Here is a 17,471-nt window from a genome sequence, read left to right as displayed (position 1 = left end):
TGACCTTGTTATACCCTACTAAGAAATTAAAAAAGATAAAATTTTGAAATTTACCTTATAAAATACATCATACCCCTTATCAAAATTCCTTCAATCTCGAATAAAATGTAGCCTTATAGCTTTCACTGATGGGAATTTTCTCTTCATCAATTAGCAGAGAATTTCCGTCTATAAATTTGATATAGTTAAAAGATACAATATAGGAACGATGCACCCTACAGAAAAGTCGGGTAGGAATCAGATTAATTATTTCTTTCAGATTCATATAAGTAATGATATGTTGATCCTTCGTGTAGACGGATATATAGTTATTCAAACCCTTAATAAACATGATATCTGAAAATTTAACCTGATAATATTTATTTTTAGCATCACCTTTTAATAACAGATAGTCATTTTCAACCTGCGGCGTCATGGACGCCAATTGTAATAACCGAAACTTATCTACAGCCTTTTGAAAACGCTCATAGGAAAATGGCTTCAGCAGGTAGTCTACCACATCCAGATCAAAACCTTGCAGTGCATAGTCCGGATAAGCTGTAGTTAAAATAACCCGGCATTTATTTCCGCAACGTTTGAGAAATTGAATACCGTTTATCGTCGGCATCTGAATATCTAAAAATACCAGATCAACATGTCCGCTCATAATCATATTTAAAGCATCAAATGCATCATCGGTCGCTTTGATTAAAGTCAGATCTGGGGTCTTGTCAACATATGCAGCAATAATTCCTGTCGCGTACAATTGATCATCCAGTGCTATGCACCGATATCTTTTACGATCTATCTCACCCTTTACCACAATTTTACAATTAAAGATATACGATAAACCAGATCATTCTTTTCCATATGTAAAGTATGTTTCCCTGGATATAAAATTTCGAGCCGACGTTTAACATTAGCGATTCCAATACCACTGCCCTTTTCCTGAAATTGTGTATTGATATAATTAGACACTTCAAATTCCAATATTGCTGGCGTGACATTTAAACGGATATTGACCGGTTGCTTTTCAACATGTGTTATGCCATGTTTAATGGCATTCTCCACAAATGGAGCAAGCAATAAAGGTGGGAATAAGAGCCTGTCTATTGCTCCCGTTATTAAAAATGTATGGTAAAAATTAGGATGAAACTGCATGCTATGGAGGGCAATATAATCTTCAATAAACACGACTTCTTCACCAAGCGTCAGCATATCCCGCTTATTCTGCGCCAGCGTGTACCGCATGGTATCCGACAGCTTTAGGATCGCAGTTGATAAATTTTCGGACAAAGGCAACGCTATGGAATACATATAATTTAAGGTATTATATAGAAAATGAGGATTGAGTTGCGATTTTAAGAAATTCAATTCCGCCTGTTCCATCCCCGCCTGAAGCACTTTGTTCTTTTTTTCAACCTCAAAAGATTTCGCGACCAGATACACAATCAGGGCGATAAAGACTCCCGGTAATGAAAAATAAAAGTTATCGTAGATGAAATAATAAGGATCAAGATGAGGGTTCGGCTTGAATCCAAGATACTTCACAAAGAGCACTTCTTCAAAAGAATACCTCAAAAATACAATGGTTAAAAGCAATGATATAACGCTAACCGTTAAAGAAATCGCTTTATTCGCACGCCAAAATTTTGGGAAGATATAGAACAGACAGACAATGATCTCTCCCAATAAAAGTAATTGCGAAAACACAATCAAGATCACCCCTTCAAAGGATGATCTTGAAAATAAAATTGCTCCGATTATAAGGTATAAAAATGAAATCAGCCAAAAAAATAAAACGATGCTCAAAAGCCTTCTATTCGTCATACCCAAATTTAAAAATTTAATAACCATTTTATAATTTTTTACACCAATGGCACCTAATATTACGTGAATCTATAAATCTTAGTTTAACATCATTTCCCGCCCCGTTGGCGTAATAAAATTTACGGTGTCCAACAAAGTTTGAACATTTGGGGAAACATTGATTATGAAACAAAATAAGGTACTTTATATAATGCAACCAGTAGTACTGCTCCTACTTTTAAACCTGCCACATTGCTCATTTGGCCAAATAAAACGACAGTTTAAAGCGCACACCATTGCAGGAAAAATAGTTGATTCTTTAACAAAAAGAATGATTCCAGCATCAAGTATCTATTTGTATAGAAAAGATACTGCTGATGGCAGACCGATGAAAACAGTCATTGGTGATGCAGCAGGAAATTTTAAAATCACAGCGGTTCAGCCCGGCAACTATCTTCTAAAAGTGAGCGCATTGGGTTACGCGACCAGTACAGAACACTCCATTAACATCAATAACGGTAATGTTGATTTAGGAATGATCGGTATGTCTACTGCCAATCATCAGTTGCAAAAGGTGGATGTATACCATAAAACACCGCTTGTACAAATCAAAACAGACCGGCTTATTTATAATACGGCACTTGACCCCACCCTGTCTGGAGGAAATGCCGCTGATGCATTGCGAAAAGTACCTCTACTATCTGTGGATGCAATGGGTAATGTATCGCTAAAAGGAGATCGAAATGTCCGTATATTACTTGACGGAAAGCCTTCAGGGGCTATGAATAATAATGTAGCAGATGCCCTAAAAATGATTCCTGCAGACCAGATAAAAAATATAGAAGTGATCACCAGTCCATCATCAAAATATGACGCAGAAGGTGGTTCTGGAATAATTATTATCAATACCAAACGAAACAGTACCGATGGAGTACATGGATCATATTCCGGAGGATTAGGAACGCGACAGAATAATTTCAATGGAAATATCAGCATCAGAAAGAGCAAATTAGGCATGAATGCAAATTTGGGGAATTCCTGGAGCTGGCCTGTTGATACACGCATCACATTTGATCAGAAACTTTTGAATAAGGAACAGTATATCGAACAAGAAACCGAAAGCCGGAACAAAAGGAATGGTTTAAGAGGGAGCCTATCATTAGATTATGAACTTGATTCCAATAATCTCCTCATTTCCAATTTCAATATCAATCAACTCACTATCCAAACAGACAATCTCCTCAAGACGAGCTATGCAATAAGTGCCCCTATCAGCAGTATCAATAACAACCAAGTTCGCTTCGGTGGATTTGACTGGAGTACCGATTACATCCGAAAATTTCAGAAGAAAAATCAAGAATTAAACTTTTCAGTTCAATTATCTAAAAATAACACCAATACAAATTATCAATCTTCCTTTCTGCAGAATAATTTTCGTCCTGATGAAAAAGGACTGAACGCAGGCGCGAATAAAGAAGTAACGATACAGCTGGATTATACCCATCCCATCAAAAAGGCCACTTTAGAATTGGGCGCAAAAGCCATCTTCAGGGACATCCAATCTACTATTCAAGTCGATACAATCGGACGGGATGATGTCTATTTAAATGTCAGTCAAAGAACTTACAATTTCAGTTATAGGCAAGATGTAGGGGCCATCTATTCGACGCTACAGATCCCTTTAAACACAAGAACCGATATTAAAGCCGGAGTTCGATATGAGTATACAAGAGCAGAAATTAAAGCCATCGATCAGCAAGCTAGTTTTCGTGATCAACAGCACAATATTCTCCCTAGCGCAGTGATCTCCTATAAAGTCTCAGAACAGTTAAATTTGAAGATCAGTTATAACCAGCGCATGCAACGGCCAAGTCTATATTTTCTAAACCCCTTCCGAAACGAATCAGACCCTGTCAATCAATTACAGGGAAACCCACAATTAGCCCCTGAACTGTCGCATAACATGGAATTGAGCACGCATCTCACTATGAAAAAATACATGCTTAATCTTTCCCTATACCACCGAAGAAACAGCAATGTCATTGAACCTGTTTACAGGAGTACGACCAACAACGGCAAGCCAATCGTATTGCAGACTTTCGCCAATATCGGCGAAACACAGTCATTAGGCGTTAATATTTTTACATCGGTAGATTTATTTAAAATATTGACGTTGAGAGGAAATATCGATCTATATACCTACCATATACAGCCCAAAGATCTGTACGATAATTTGACACATCAGGCCAATAAGACTTTCATCAATTACAAGACCTTTATCAGCGGTACTGTAGATCTGAAAAAAGGATGGATAGCCGAGTCTTTTATATTTTTTGATGCTCCAGAGCGAACATTCCAAGGGTATTATGCCTCCTTTAATATGTGGAATTTAAGTGTAAAAAAAGAAATACTGAAGAAGAAAGGTACTTTAGGGCTTACTATGGTCGATCCATTTCAAAAAGTAAAGAATCTGGGTTCATATGCAAAAACCGATCAATATGAACAGCATGGAAATTTTGCCATTCCATTTCGATCCTTTGGCATTAACTTTTCGTGGAAGTTCGGCAAGAGCAATTCGCAAAAGGAGAAGCATGATTCAAATATTAAAAACGATGATCAGAAATCTGGAGGAGAGTCTAACATGTAAGTTAGCTCCCCTATCATTCCGGACTAGATCATTTTGAAATAAAAAATTAGGGAATGTTGAAGTAAAAGTTCGGAATCTCCAGGTACCCATATCTTATCAGGTTTTACTATTTAAAAGCGACAGGCATGTGTATTCTTAAACCATCTATTATTCATTCCTTCAGTTTCATTCTGATAGAAATATCTGCAAGCAAATATCTTATAAAAAGCAAATAAACACTCCTTTCATTAATAAAAATAGACAGTATTACTCCCGTCTCTATTTTTGATCATTAATTCGTTAATGCTACATAATGGTGAAGCATCTTAGGGTTTTCGGCTTCGGTAATTAAAAATTGTGCGACATCAGCTCGCGATATTTTCCGAACTTTCATTCCTTTCTTAAGGTTGGGTAATACACGATAAGATGAAGTCAACTCTCCGTCCGTCAGCATTCCTGGTCGTACGATTTCCCATTTTATAGCACTCGCTGTGATCAAATCTTCCATGATGGTTTTATTGTTATACTGATCTTTAAGAAACAATGAAATGACTGTGCGCATAAAGAAACTTAAATAACCTTTACTCTCTCCGGCCCCAAAGCCCGTGATGACCAAAACAGGCGAAGAAAAGTTCAGATCAGCTGTAACGCTTATAAGTGCTTTGGCAATATCAGAAAAAAGAGTCGTTGCCTTTTTATTCTTTGTTCCAACAGTTATAAGGACTGCATCAGTATTTTTGATTGCATTTTTCAAATCCTCAGACACTGTTGCACTTCCTTTTATCTTAATGAGATTGGGATGCGTAGGGAGCTGATCCGTATTTGTCGATAATGCCGTTACCGTATGTCCTTTTTCAACAGCCTGTTTAACCGCATGTAAGCCAATTCCCGCCCCTGCCCCTATTATTGCTATATTCATTTTATTTTAATGATTTTATTTCAAGATATTTTTCGGTGATACTTTTCCTTGCTACCAATAGGCTTTCGCTCCCCCATTGCCAGGGAATTCCGTCTGCGTTCAATATCTCGGCACCTGATTCCTTAGCGATTAACATACCTGCTATCCAGTTATAGGTATCGATATCTTCCTGAATAAACAGGTCGATTCTTCCAGCGCCCACATAGGCCAATTGCAATCCGTGAGGTCCATAATTTCTTACAATTCCAAAATTATCAAGCAGTCTTGTAACTGTCATTCCAATTTCTTTGTTAAGTTGGTTTGTCGATTTATCTTGATGACCGTATTCAAAGACTGACAACATCACCCCCAAATCAGTTTTCTTACTAACCATAAGAGGTTTGCCATTCATATAAGCTCCCTCACCTTCTTTTGCCCAAAACATTTCAGTGGCCAAGGGATCATAGATAACGGAGAATAATGGTTTTCCATCACGAATAAATGCCAAATTGATTGTCCATCCCGGAATATGCTGAAGATATTGTATGGCACCATCCATTGCATCACAGAGCCAGTAATCCCCTTTTATGGTTGACTCCTTTTGCGATTCGGTATCAAATTCATCCCCGATATGCCAAGGCATATGGGGAAAAGTAGCAGTGAGATCTTTTTTCAAAGATGTAAGACACAATACATCAATATCTTCTAATTGTTTCAAAAGTTCATCCATACTTTGAGGTATGGTATTTTGTTTATACTGTTTTAAAAATGCATCCCCTATCTTTCTTACAGAAGCTAAGATGATTGGGATATTGATTTCATTTTGCATATCAATTTTCTGTGTTAAATTATTAATGCAAAACTACTTACAGAATTATACTTTATAATAGTTTCAAAGCAGGGAAAGATAGTTCTAATCACGGAATTTATTCCGAAACTCAAGAGGTGTAAGATTGGTTATTTTCTTAAAAAGTTTCCCAAAATAAGCAGGTTCATCATAGCCAACTTTATAAGCGATCTCCTTAACAGTACCATCTGTAAAATATAGCAATCTTTTGGCTTCCATAATCGATGCTGCTTGAATATGAGTGGATACCGATCCTCCTGTTAAAGATTTTACTGTATCATTGAGATGGGACGTTGAAATAGAAAGTGCAGAGGCGTATTCTGCAGGTTGTTTCCAATTTTTAAAATGCTCTTTAAGCAATTTTATGAATTTTTCTTTTATCAAAACACCCCTATTTTCTTTCTCCTTAGCGATAGGCGAAATAGCTACAATTTCTCCTGCAATAATACCTAGAAGACCGTTCACTAGGGAATGCATAATTTTTTCAGTATAGTGATTACTATTGTTTAATTGTATATTTTCAATTAACGCTGTTAGTGATGCAAGCTGCTGATGGAAAGCAGATCCATTTTGAAGTATTAGGGGATTACGGATTTTATTTTCTATGATCTGAAGTAATTCTTCGTTAATTAAAGAGGCATCAATGTTGAACATCCATCCATGAGGATTTTTTACTTCCATAATATAATGGACTTGTTCGGGAGACACAAAAAGTAACGCTGGACCAGTAAACTCAACATTTTCAAAATCAATATTTAATCTAAAGTTACCGCTCAAAGCGATCATTAATTGACAGTGATCATCCCGATGAGGTCTCGAAATGTTATGTGACCCAACTTCTCGGTTATCCATATTTAGGACGAAAATACCCGCTTTGGCATCGGGGAAAATTTCAAACTGTTCAATGTTATGTTTCTGATACTTCAAATTTAATGCTTCTAAGTTGTTGTCCAATAGTTACAAAACTAAAAAATAAAACCCTTTAATTTATATGATCAGCGTTATATTCTAAATTCATTAAAACGTCAAATGCACAAAAAGTTATATTAAGCTAAGAGGCTATAGAGTAGATCCGATTCCTACTTTAAGAGCATTCAAATCGAGTACAATAAAAAACTAAACGTCCTTTAAGTTTCTAATTTTAAATTCAAACAGCGTCCCCTTTTGATCATTGAAAAACCAAATTAGGAAGAGAGATATGCACACTACCTACTTCTTGAGAAAATTCAAATCCATTCCGTTTTGAAAAAGGGACAATTTGTAAATTTGGTTTCCTTTTTGTTCAAACTTCAATGTTGCATCGATTCCATTATAGAAGAACTCGAGTTCACTTCATTTTAGTATTAAAAGAGCAACAACTAAGCTAATTTCAACGTTGTTGTTATATACAAAAAACTACAGCAGCAAGACCACCCACCAATGACATCATGATTTCCGGTAAAAATCCAGCCTTCCACACTATCACCAGAATAGATGACCGGCTAGGGGCAAACTTTTTGGATACAACCTTCCGTGATTTGGACACTTTTGATCAGGTTTCTCATCATAATTTTGTTTTAAATTAAAAATAATAGACTATGAGCAACATGAAAGAAGTAAAATTGGGCAGTCAAGGACTTACCATACCAACGATTGGTCTTGGCTGTATGGGTATGACAACAGGTTTCGGAGGAGATATATACGGAAAAGCAGATGAAAAAGAGGCGATTGCTACTATCCATCGTTCATTAGAGCTGGGTGGCAATTTTTTAGATACGGCAGATATATATGGTCCTTTTCTCAACGAACAGTTAATAGCAAAAGCGATCAAGGGTAATAGAGAAAAATACATCATAGCTTCAAAATTCGGATTCGAAATTGACGACAACGGACAAGCAACTGGCGCATTCAATGGCAGTAAAAATTACATAAAAAAAGCCGTAGAGCGTTCCCTGAAAAATCTGGGTACCGATTATATTGATATGTACTACCAGCATCGATTGGACACGAATACGCCAATTGAAGAGACCGTATCAGCGATGGGCGAATTGGTAAAAGAAGGAAAAATAAAATATATCGGTCTTTCGGAAGTAAATTCTGAAACCATCAAAAGAGCACATCAGATTCACCCACTTACAGCAGTACAGTCCGAATATTCCTTGTTTGAAAGACAAATTGAAGAACTGGGCATTCTGGATACACTAAAAGAATTAGGGATCAGCTTAATCGCATACTCACCAGTAGGGCGTGGATTTTTAAACGGAACAATACAAAAACCAGAAGATTTTAATGAAAATGATTTCCGAAGATTTATACCAAAATATCAAGGTGAGCAGTTTTTCAAAAATGTAGAATTGGTAAATGAAATTAAGAAAGTGGCGGTCGAAAAAAATATCACTTCTGCACAGTTGGCTATTGCTTGGGTTATTGCTAAAGGTCACACGCCAATTCCAGGGACAAAACGCGTAAAATATGTAGAAGAGAATATAGCAGCAGCGAGCATTTCTTTGACGCAAGACGATCTTAACCGTTTGGAAAGTATTATTCCTTTGGGTACAGAAACAGGCGCAAGATACGATGCTGAAAGTATGAAAGGCGTTAATTTGTAACAGGCTAAACAGTGGATAAATTAACGTTTATCCACTGTTTTTTTTATAAATTTATAAAATGAAAAATAATAAAACTTATTTTCTAAACACAGTTTCAGAACTTCATCATTTCTTAAACATCAAAAAACCAGCACATCCTTTAGTAAGTGTTGTGAATCTTGATGAGATCAATTCTTGTGTTGCTGAAGAAATGTTAACGATTGTCTATAATTTCTACACGATTTATCTGAAAAAGAATTTTGACGGAAAAGTAAAATATGGTCAGCAATATTATGATTATGATGATGGAATAATGACCTTTTTTGCACCCAAACAACTATTTTCGATTGAACAAAACAGTTCATCAACAGTGGAAGGTTGGATGATTGTTTTTCATCCCGATTTTATTCAAAGTTATGCTTTAGCAAAACGTATTAAAGAATACGGTTTTTTCGCATATGCCAACAATGAAGCATTGCATCTCTCGGACAAAGAAGAGTCCGTAATCTCAGGACTGATGCTAAATCTTCAACAGGAAATTGAAGCCATGATTGACAACTACACACAAGATGTTGTTGTTTCTCATATTGATTTGTTGCTGAATTATTGCAACCGGTTTTACAACCGTCAGTTTATTACACGTAAAAAAGCGTCAAATGATTTATTCTTAAAATTTGAGGATTTATTAAATGCATATTATCAACATGATGATTTAAATGTATTAGGCCTGCCGTCCGTTCAGTACTTCGCCGAACGATTATCGGTATCATCAAACTATCTCAATGATATGCTGAAAAATTTGACAGGGCAAACTACACAGCAACATATTCAAAACCAGCTCTTGGAAAAAGCCAAAGAACTATTGTCAACAACGGAATTATCTGTAAGTGAAATTGCTTATCAGTTAGGTTTTGAATATCCCCAATCATTCAATAAACTTTTCAAAAAGAAAACCGAAAGATCACCTTTAGAATTTAGACAGTCATTTAATTGACCGAAAATTGCGTTGATAAACTAAAAATCGTTGTCAATCTACCGCGGTTGTCTACAGATAAATTTTGAATTTGAGAACATAGATTTGCTATGTTTTACAGTTTTCTTCCACTATCAAAAAAAAATGTCATTGATCTATATCAATACATCTATCGTAGATTAATCTTTTAAAGATCTGGTCACGACAACCTTGCCTTTTGCGCGACCACTTTCTACATAAGTCAGTGCATCATTGGTTTTCTCGAATGGGAAAATTTGATCTATAACTGCTTTTATCTGATTAGCTTCAATCAATTTGGTAATTTCGGCTAATTGTTGGCCGTTTGCGCGCATAAATAGAAAAGTGTAGTCAATTTTCAGCTTGTTTGCTTTTTTTTCTATGCCCCTACTCAATAAACTTATTATCAATTTCATATACCAGGCTAAACCCAGATCTTGAGCAAAATCTACAGTAGGAGGACCAGAGATTGATATAACTTTCCCTCCTGATTTTAAAATACCGAAGCATTTCTCCAATGTTTTGGTATCCTGACTATGCAATACAACATCATAATCACTGATTATATCTTCAAATTTTTCATTTTTATAGTCAATCAAAAGATCTGCACCGAGCGCGCTCAGTTGATCAAAACTATTTTTACTCGCAGTGGTCGCCACCGTTGCACCCAAATATTTAGCCAATTGAATAGCAATCGTTCCTACTCCACCCGATCCGGCCTGAATAAATACTTTTTGACCTTTTTTAATCGGAGCAATTTCAACAAGAGCCTGCCACGCGGTTAGACCAACGAGTGGTATGGAAGCGGCCTCTTCCATCGTCATATTCGTCGGTTTTAAAGCAATATCATTTTCATCTATGGCAACATATTCCGCAAAACCACCAACACTAAAATCGGGAAGCCTGGAATAGATTTCATCGCCGACCTGAAAGTTTTTCACTTTTGAACCAACCTGCACGATAACACCTGCCACATCGTGACCTAGAATAAGAGGCATTTTATAGGGTAATAATAATTTGAAATCGCCATGTTTTAACTTAGCATCCAATTGATTGATACTGGCAGCATAGATTTCCACCAATACTTCATGCTCTTTAATCTTGGATGCCGGAACTTCAACAAGTGCTAACGTATCCGTTTTACTATAGCGGTTAATGCGAAATGCTTTCATTGATTAAGATTTTAATAAGGGATTTATTTTCTTCGGGTTAACAAGATTAAAAGTTAGTTTAGGGAAGATACGGTTTAAAATATAAACCAATTTGGAAGAGCCCACTCGAATGTGAAAGCGGTCTTTCTCTAATCCAGCAACTAAAGCTTTTACCAGTTCTTCGGGACTTAATTTAGGATCATTTCTATCTACAGTCATTTCAGTAGCAACAAGTGGGGGTACAAGCTCAAAAACTTTCACATGGCTTTTTAAAATACCAAGATGTGCACGTAGAGCTGTTGTATAAAATGCAAGCGCAGTCTTCGATGATGAGTAAGTTGCCTCAAGCAAAGAAGGTACAAAACTCAACAGGGATGTGGTATTGATAATCGCAGTTTCAGGTCTTGACTTCAACATATCAAGAAAAAGATTATTCAAACGAATAACTCCTAAATAATTGATGTTCATCTCATAGGTTGCCCCTTGCAGATGTTTTTCATCTGAAATACCGAGATTAGAGGGCTCCACTCCAACTCCAGCATTATTATATAAAATATCTATTCCACCGAGTTTTTCGATTTCCTTAAAGAGTAACTGTGCTTCTTCCTCAGAAGCGACATCACTTTTAATCGGAATGACACCGGGGTACATTGCTTTTGCTGCATCCAATTTAGCTTGATTTCGTCCTGTAATAATGACATGAACACCTTTTTCTAAAAATTGTTTTGCGGCCTCCAGTCCTATTCCAGATGTTCCCCCTGTTATTAGTATTGTTTTTCCTTTTAATTCCATAATTGATATAAATTGCTTAAAGTGATTCTTCATTCGTTAACAAAATGAAGAACCGTAGTAAAAAACTGCTGCCCTGGATTTACATCCGAAGGTGCCAAAGGCTTTTCACCATTGTGCAGATCAGGGTGCGAATATGCACCAGTATGCCAAAGCTGTAAATATGACTCCACCTTGCTCATGGACTGCTTCCGTGGTCAATTTTCAGCCTGCAACCTGTTCATTCGAATAAATTGCAGGAACATGTATCACACCGACAGCTTCAGGGCTGATGAATGTATCTTCTGTAATGATTAATCCGGCAGAAGCACGCTGTTAGTATAAAGTGCCGTTAGCTCAGTTGCTTTATTTTCGGGATTATCAGAATGGCTTCTGGTCATGGGAGCCATCACTATACGGTTCCGTAATTGTAATCCATTTTTATGGTAAGAATCAAAGATTGCACTGTTTTCCATGGTATTAATAATTTAAAATCGTAAATTTACTTGCATTTTGCAAGTGCAAATATAAATATCAACTTGCAAAATGCAAGTGTTTTTTAAAAAAAGTACATTATTATGAAAAATAGATCGCAATGCCCTATCAGCTGTTCACTAGATATTTTAGGAGATAAGTGGTCATTACTGCTCATCCGGGATCTGATGCTATCGAAGCAATGCACGTATGGTGAATTCTTAAAATCTGAGGAAAAGATTGCAACGAATATCTTGGCTTCAAGATTGTTCATGCTCGAGGAAAATGGTTTGATCAGTAAATTAGAACATCCGGAAAGTAAAGCAAAAGTATTATACACGCTTACTAAAAAGGGAATAGATTTACTCCCATTATTGATTGAGATGCAATTATGGGCAGATAAATATTACACGATACCCGTTGAACGTAAAGAGATTATTAATGCTGTAAAAAAAGACAAAGCAGGTTTTATAAAAAAGCAGAAGAAAATATTATTGGATTTTGTAAAAAACCCTTGATTTTTTATAGGATGAGATACTATACACTAAATATAGTTTAGCAAAGTTGAATTCTCCCTAACATATTTACAGGAGCAAATACCTAGTTGCCTGCTCCTGTATCATGATCACTTTTTCCTTATTCTCTCTAGAAATCGACTAGTCACATAGCTCAGGTCCGTCCCGACTACAGCCATCAAGGCAGTATGCATAACATCAGCAAGAGAAAAACTTGCCCAGATGGAACAGAGCTTACCTCCTAGAGTTCCGATACGGATATCATTGCCTTTCATCCCGCACCTCCTTTTCTTGATTCGGCAAGATCTGCTTTGGTGGTTTAGGCTCCTCCTCTCCTTTTTCGCGACCTAGTACAGCCGGAATTCCGATCTGCTCACCGTGCCCGGTATATTTTCGTTTTTCAAGTTTATAACTCCCTACCGGGATACAGCTAAGCCTCTCCAAATTATTGCGCCAGGGCAGTTCGATAGTACGGCAGATTACCTCACCTTCAAAAGTGAGGATACCTTTCGACCCTTGCTCTCTAAAAATCCGTTGGAGATGCAAGATTTGTTTTGTTGACATTTTTATGTTTTAACTATTTACATTCCCTGCTGCCAACTCAATGTTCCTCCAGTACGACTATAAAATATGGATTCCTAAACTGTTCAGAATTTTTATACATAACACAAAATATAACTTCACAAATGCAACACTGTTGCTTTTTCAGAATTATTTATTACTTTCGCCTATTATTAAATAAATAGATATGATAGAAACATTTAACATGAGACCTCCGCATTTTTTAGTCTATGGATTATTGATGTTGGCTTTAATGAGCTGTAAAAAAGATGGCGCGATGGCATTACCTGAGATTTCCTTTGACCTACCCGCAGACATCAATCTGGAGTATGGGAAACATGATACAATTGACTTAAACACATTCATTGTTAATCAAGGAAATGGTGTCAATTTTTCTATAGATTTTGAACCCACCGAGAATGTACAGATTACACCCCAAATAACATTGCATAATCAACTTGAAAAAGCAATTTTTGTCGATAAATCTGGAAAATTGTTTATTAAAAGCGAAGAATTATATCCTAATGGAACCACCTCCAGCTTAAATGGCAAAAAAATTCCTGCACAATACAGCGTAACAGTGTCCGCCAAATCAACTGATGGTAAAGAAGTCGCTCAGAAATTGTTGTCAATACGTGTTTTAGAGTTGGAAGATCTTCAATTTAAATATTTTCATGAATTAAAAAAAGGTCAACTAAAAATGCTTAATACCTTATATTCTGACACAGAAAGTTATTTAACTTTAGCAAAGCCAGTTCCTTCAAAAAACTTAATACTAAAGTTAAATGAAGCACAAGCAAAAGAGGTCGGACTTTCATTGCAGGACACTGCATTAAAGCTATATTGGAAAGGTAACGCAAATCAAGAGTATGACAAATACATGGAATTAAATCCTAAATTAGAGAAAGATGGTTTCGCTATCGGCTCAGCAAATTTTTCGGTCAGGTACATTCCAAAAATTGAATTCTTTTTTGGCGATTTATATCTCGATCCGTCTACCAAATCCATTAAAAAGATCAATACCAGCTTTAGACGCAGCTCGGTTGCAGGTGGTAGCATGGTTCAACCTTCTTTTTTTCCAAAGAAATTGATATCCAGCTTTGAAATTTCTTCCATAGAGAAAGATGGTCATGTATTTAATGACTCTGAAACGATATTTACCATAGACAAAGGAACAGGAATGGTAAGTGTCAAAAATAATACTTCATTGAAAGCTGGAATTTACACGCTTACATTACAAGCAAACACCACGAATGCTCAAAAAGTAATAACAACACTCTCTTTGGGTTTAGAGTAAAAAATTACGTTAGCGACAAAGATCTACGTGTATGCTCCTCACTGTTAGTAGCAACAGGAATACAAAAAGTAGATAAAGTTTAAATTGCAATTAAGTTGCATCTTTAATTAAGCTTTTGTATCTTAGTACCATAGCAGATCATTATGCCTTTGCATAATTTTAAGCTGTTCATAAATTTTATTTTTTGATAAATTTTAAAATTTGAAACCCTCGAAGATATCCTTTCGAGGGTTTTTTTATAAATCTTTTGCGATGTTATATTTGAGAATGTGCATGATGGTAATACAACAATTTCCTAATCATCCAGTACGGTCTCCACTACACCAAGCCCCGGAGCGATGTATTTAATAATATTCAGAGCCTTTTCCGGAAATCTAATAGGCGCTTTTCTAATTGAACTCATACAGTGATCGAAAAAACAGGTGAATTTGATTTCAGCATAAAAATCTCTATATTTCAGAGTTAAAAAATAACACATGTTTTATCAACAAATATATCCAATAGAACCACTGCGGAAATATGTTCGCTACTTTTGGGTATTGGAGGGTAATAGTCTGGATTTTTCTGAAAAAATATTTAAGATAATGTCAGACGGTATGCCAGGTCTTATTTTTCAAACTAACAAAAAGGCATTTCGAGACAAGAACAATCAGGAATTACCACAATTATTCGTATATGGACAAACTACACGATATACTGAACAAAGAGCAATAAACAGTTTCCAAAATATTGGAATTTACTTTCAGCCGAGCGCACTTAAATCCATCTTCAGAATAGATGCAAGCGAACTGACGAACCAATATATTGACATAGACGATCTACTAAAAACTACTATAACTGAACAGATTTCAAATACAGCAAGCACTGATGAAAAGATAGTATTACTCTCTACATTCTTATTGCGGCAGTTGCAACGAACAAATATCAATAGTGAAAAACCAGATTTTGCAATCGCACAACTGGAAAAGGGAATGAGTTTGCAAGATGTGCAAAATGAGCTTAAAATGTCCGAACGTTCATTGGAACGATATTTCAAACAGTACATTGGCATCTCGCCCAAGTTATTCTCGAAAATAGGTCGATTTCAATCTGCCTTAGAAATCATACGTAAAACCCCCTTTGAAAAATTGACCGACATCGCTTATCAAAGTGATTATTTTGACCAATCACATTTTATCAGGGATTTCAAAGAATTTGCAGGAACAAGTCCAAAGAAATTCAAGCTCCATGCCAATGAGATCGTTTCGAATTTTCCGGAATGGAAAGTTTAGATACTGTCGGTTTTATCCAATTTTATCGAAAAAAAGCCTAATAACTTTGCTTCAAAAAAAGAGTTATGATAGCCATTACAGGAGCAAGCGGAAACTTAGGCAAAGCCACTATTCAATTTTTATCGCAGCAAGTCTCACCTACAAACATTGTTGCCATTGTCAGAAACCCAGAAAGGGTACATGATTTTATTAAACAAGGTATTATTGTCAGGCAAGCAGATTACAACAACTATGAAACGCTTCTGGAAGCGTTTAAAGGTGTTGAAAAGGCCTTGCATATCTCCACTATCGGAGTAGACTTGAAAACAGCTAAACAGCAGGAAAAAAATGTGGTAAACGCATTGCTAGAAAACAACGTAAAACACATTGTTTATACAAGTATGGTACAGACCCAAGCCAACAGGATATTTGAAGGGACTAAAACATCATACGAAACAGAAAAATTGATAAAAGGGACAAAAATACATTATTCTTTTTTAAGAAACAGTATGTATATGGAAGCCATTCCCGAACTTATTGGAGATGCGTTGCAATCGGGCGAAATCCGTTACCCATCGGGCGAGGGAAAGATAAGTTTTGTCTCCAGAATGGATATTGCAGAAGCTATTGTAAAAGTACTAACAGAAAGTACACACGATAATCAAATCTATGAAATAACAGGCAATAAAGCGTATTCATTTGATGAATTGGCAAAGCTAATCTTTACAGAAAAGGGCATACCAGTACAACATAGCGATATTTCAGAGGAATTCTTCAGAAAAGAACTGACTAGCTACCGAGTGCCTCCTGAAATAGTCAATTTATTGGTCAGTATGGCAAATGGTATTAAAATAGGTGAGTTTTCCTATGTTGACAACACACTAGAAAAATTGCTTGGTAGAAAACCGTTAGTCTTGAACGAGTTTATAAAAATCTTTTGATTATGTTGTTTAAGGAAGTACATCTGAACGGTATTAAATCGGGAAAAATCACATTGGCATTTCGTAAGTGGCAAAAGGTTTCTGTAAAATGCGGAAGCCTTTTACATACCTCTGTTGGTTTGATTGAAATCGGTAAAATTGAAACCATAAGCGAGAATTGTATAACCGAACAGCATGCAATACAGGCCGGTTTTACAGATAAACAACAGTTACTAAAATCATTTACGCATAATAGTACAGGAACCATTTTTAAAATATCTGTCAGCTATCATTCCGCAGACCCACGAGTTAAGTTGAGAGAACAAACGGAACTATCAGAAAAGGTATTTACCGATTTAAAAAAGAAATTAGAACGATTAGACAATTATAGTAAGAAGGAACATTGGACGAACAAAGTTCTATCTACTATAAACGACAATCCCAATTTACATGCCAAAAGTATAGCAGAATTGACAGGATTTGAAAAAGAATGGTTAAAGCTGAATATACGAAAATTGAAAAATTTAGGCTTGACCATAAGCCGTAATGTAGGTTACGAACTTTCTCCTTTAGGAAGCGAATATTTAAACAAACTTTGTAAATGAAAATAGTTAACAACCTAATAGAAACAGTTCACAAATAAAGGCAGTAAAAAGTGAGCTGGGATGAGAGGTTCAGATCCCTTTAAAGTATGGAATTAAGGATTTATCACGCAGTAATAACTACTACAAGATAATATTTGTGAAAATTCTGCAAAATAATTATTTACAATTTCATTTTATTTGGTATTATTGTGATAATAAAGAGCGATAGAAAAC

Annotated in this window: 17 protein-coding genes; 8 read left to right on the top strand and 9 right to left on the bottom strand. The window is 36.0% G+C overall.

The genetic code is table 11. From position 1 onward, the window contains the following. Positions 1–79 precede the first annotated feature (79 nt). Both JAZ75_RS17515 and JAZ75_RS17510 read right to left on the bottom strand, forming a co-directional pair. Positions 80–802, bottom strand: a complete 723-nt coding sequence (locus JAZ75_RS17515; protein ID WP_232789247.1) for a LytR/AlgR family response regulator transcription factor — start codon at positions 800–802, stop codon at positions 80–82. Continuing rightward, positions 796–1,836, bottom strand: a complete 1,041-nt coding sequence (locus JAZ75_RS17510; RefSeq protein WP_168126230.1) for a sensor histidine kinase — start codon at positions 1,834–1,836, stop codon at positions 796–798. The genes JAZ75_RS17515 and JAZ75_RS17510 overlap by 7 nt, the downstream gene beginning before the upstream one ends. Positions 1,837–1,972: 136 nt before the next feature. Here JAZ75_RS17510 and JAZ75_RS17505 point away from each other — a divergent pair, with 136 nt between their 5' ends. Beyond that, positions 1,973–4,435 carry a TonB-dependent receptor gene (locus JAZ75_RS17505; RefSeq protein ID WP_208697076.1) on the top strand — a complete coding sequence of 821 codons (2,463 nt, stop codon included), beginning with the start codon at positions 1,973–1,975 and terminating at the stop codon, positions 4,433–4,435. A gap of 271 nt (positions 4,436–4,706) precedes the next feature. Here the strand turns inward: JAZ75_RS17505 and JAZ75_RS17500 are convergent, their stop codons facing one another. The 3 genes from JAZ75_RS17500 to JAZ75_RS17490 form a co-directional block, all read right to left on the bottom strand. Continuing rightward, positions 4,707–5,333 (bottom strand): NAD(P)-dependent oxidoreductase, encoded by a 627-nt coding sequence (locus JAZ75_RS17500; protein WP_208697074.1) that lies wholly within the window; start codon positions 5,331–5,333, stop codon positions 4,707–4,709. A gap of 1 nt (position 5,334) precedes the next feature. Then, positions 5,335–6,141, bottom strand: coding sequence for an inositol monophosphatase family protein (locus tag JAZ75_RS17495; protein ID WP_208697072.1), 807 nt, complete (start codon positions 6,139–6,141; stop codon positions 5,335–5,337). 84 nt (positions 6,142–6,225) lie between these two features. After that, a complete protein-coding gene (locus JAZ75_RS17490; protein WP_208697071.1) occupies positions 6,226–7,086 on the bottom strand; it encodes an AraC family transcriptional regulator in 861 nt (286 codons plus the stop codon). Between the two features lie 650 nt (positions 7,087–7,736). Between JAZ75_RS17490 and JAZ75_RS17485 the strand changes: the two genes are divergently transcribed. Both JAZ75_RS17485 and JAZ75_RS17480 read left to right on the top strand, forming a co-directional pair. Then, on the top strand, positions 7,737–8,747 hold the full coding sequence (locus JAZ75_RS17485; RefSeq protein WP_232789246.1) for an aldo/keto reductase: 1,011 nt from the start codon (positions 7,737–7,739) through the stop codon (positions 8,745–8,747). Between the two features lie 58 nt (positions 8,748–8,805). Then, complete coding sequence (locus tag JAZ75_RS17480) at positions 8,806–9,720, top strand: helix-turn-helix domain-containing protein (RefSeq protein ID WP_208697069.1); 915 nt, start codon at positions 8,806–8,808, stop codon at positions 9,718–9,720. A 158-nt stretch (positions 9,721–9,878) separates the two neighbouring features. On the opposite strand, the gene JAZ75_RS17475 is transcribed toward JAZ75_RS17480, so the two are convergent. Genes JAZ75_RS17475 through JAZ75_RS17465 form a run of 3 tightly spaced genes read right to left on the bottom strand, consistent with a single transcriptional unit; the run spans position 9,879 to position 11,839 of the window. Further along, entirely contained in the window at positions 9,879–10,889 is a 1,011-nt protein-coding gene (locus tag JAZ75_RS17475; RefSeq protein ID WP_208697067.1) for an NADP-dependent oxidoreductase, read from the bottom strand. A 3-nt stretch (positions 10,890–10,892) separates the two neighbouring features. After that, positions 10,893–11,693, bottom strand: coding sequence for an SDR family oxidoreductase (locus JAZ75_RS17470; protein ID WP_232789245.1), 801 nt, complete (start codon positions 11,691–11,693; stop codon positions 10,893–10,895). Continuing rightward, entirely contained in the window at positions 11,690–11,839 is a 150-nt protein-coding gene (locus JAZ75_RS17465; protein WP_207902320.1) for a hypothetical protein, read from the bottom strand. Before JAZ75_RS17465 ends, JAZ75_RS17470 begins: the two co-directional genes overlap by 4 nt. Positions 11,840–12,214: 375 nt before the next feature. On the opposite strand from JAZ75_RS17465, the gene JAZ75_RS17460 reads away from it, so the two are divergent. Next, positions 12,215–12,628, top strand: a complete 414-nt coding sequence (locus tag JAZ75_RS17460; protein WP_208697066.1) for a winged helix-turn-helix transcriptional regulator — start codon at positions 12,215–12,217, stop codon at positions 12,626–12,628. Positions 12,629–12,886: 258 nt separating this feature from the next. Here JAZ75_RS17460 and JAZ75_RS17455 read toward each other — a convergent pair whose 3' ends face one another. Beyond that, positions 12,887–13,189 (bottom strand): DUF5675 family protein, encoded by a 303-nt coding sequence (locus JAZ75_RS17455; RefSeq protein WP_208697064.1) that lies wholly within the window; start codon positions 13,187–13,189, stop codon positions 12,887–12,889. 184 nt (positions 13,190–13,373) lie between these two features. Between JAZ75_RS17455 and JAZ75_RS17450 the strand changes: the two genes are divergently transcribed. The 4 genes from JAZ75_RS17450 to JAZ75_RS17435 all read left to right on the top strand — a co-directional run bounded on the left by JAZ75_RS17450 (position 13,374) and on the right by JAZ75_RS17435 (position 17,258). Continuing rightward, positions 13,374–14,483, top strand: coding sequence for a hypothetical protein (locus JAZ75_RS17450; protein WP_208697061.1), 1,110 nt, complete (start codon positions 13,374–13,376; stop codon positions 14,481–14,483). Between the two features lie 476 nt (positions 14,484–14,959). Next, on the top strand, positions 14,960–15,754 hold the full coding sequence (locus JAZ75_RS17445; protein WP_208697059.1) for a helix-turn-helix domain-containing protein: 795 nt from the start codon (positions 14,960–14,962) through the stop codon (positions 15,752–15,754). A gap of 65 nt (positions 15,755–15,819) precedes the next feature. After that, positions 15,820–16,674 carry an SDR family oxidoreductase gene (locus JAZ75_RS17440; RefSeq protein WP_208697057.1) on the top strand — a complete coding sequence of 285 codons (855 nt, stop codon included), beginning with the start codon at positions 15,820–15,822 and terminating at the stop codon, positions 16,672–16,674. A gap of 2 nt (positions 16,675–16,676) precedes the next feature. After that, entirely contained in the window at positions 16,677–17,258 is a 582-nt protein-coding gene (locus tag JAZ75_RS17435) for an ASCH domain-containing protein (RefSeq protein WP_208697055.1), read from the top strand. Positions 17,259–17,471 lie beyond the last annotated feature (213 nt).

This window comes from Sphingobacterium sp. UDSM-2020 (assembly GCF_016132525.1).
Lineage (GTDB): Bacteria > Bacteroidota > Bacteroidia > Sphingobacteriales > Sphingobacteriaceae > Sphingobacterium > Sphingobacterium anhuiense.
Note: the sequence above shows the minus strand (reverse complement) of the source record. Positions and strands in the feature narration are given on the sequence as shown.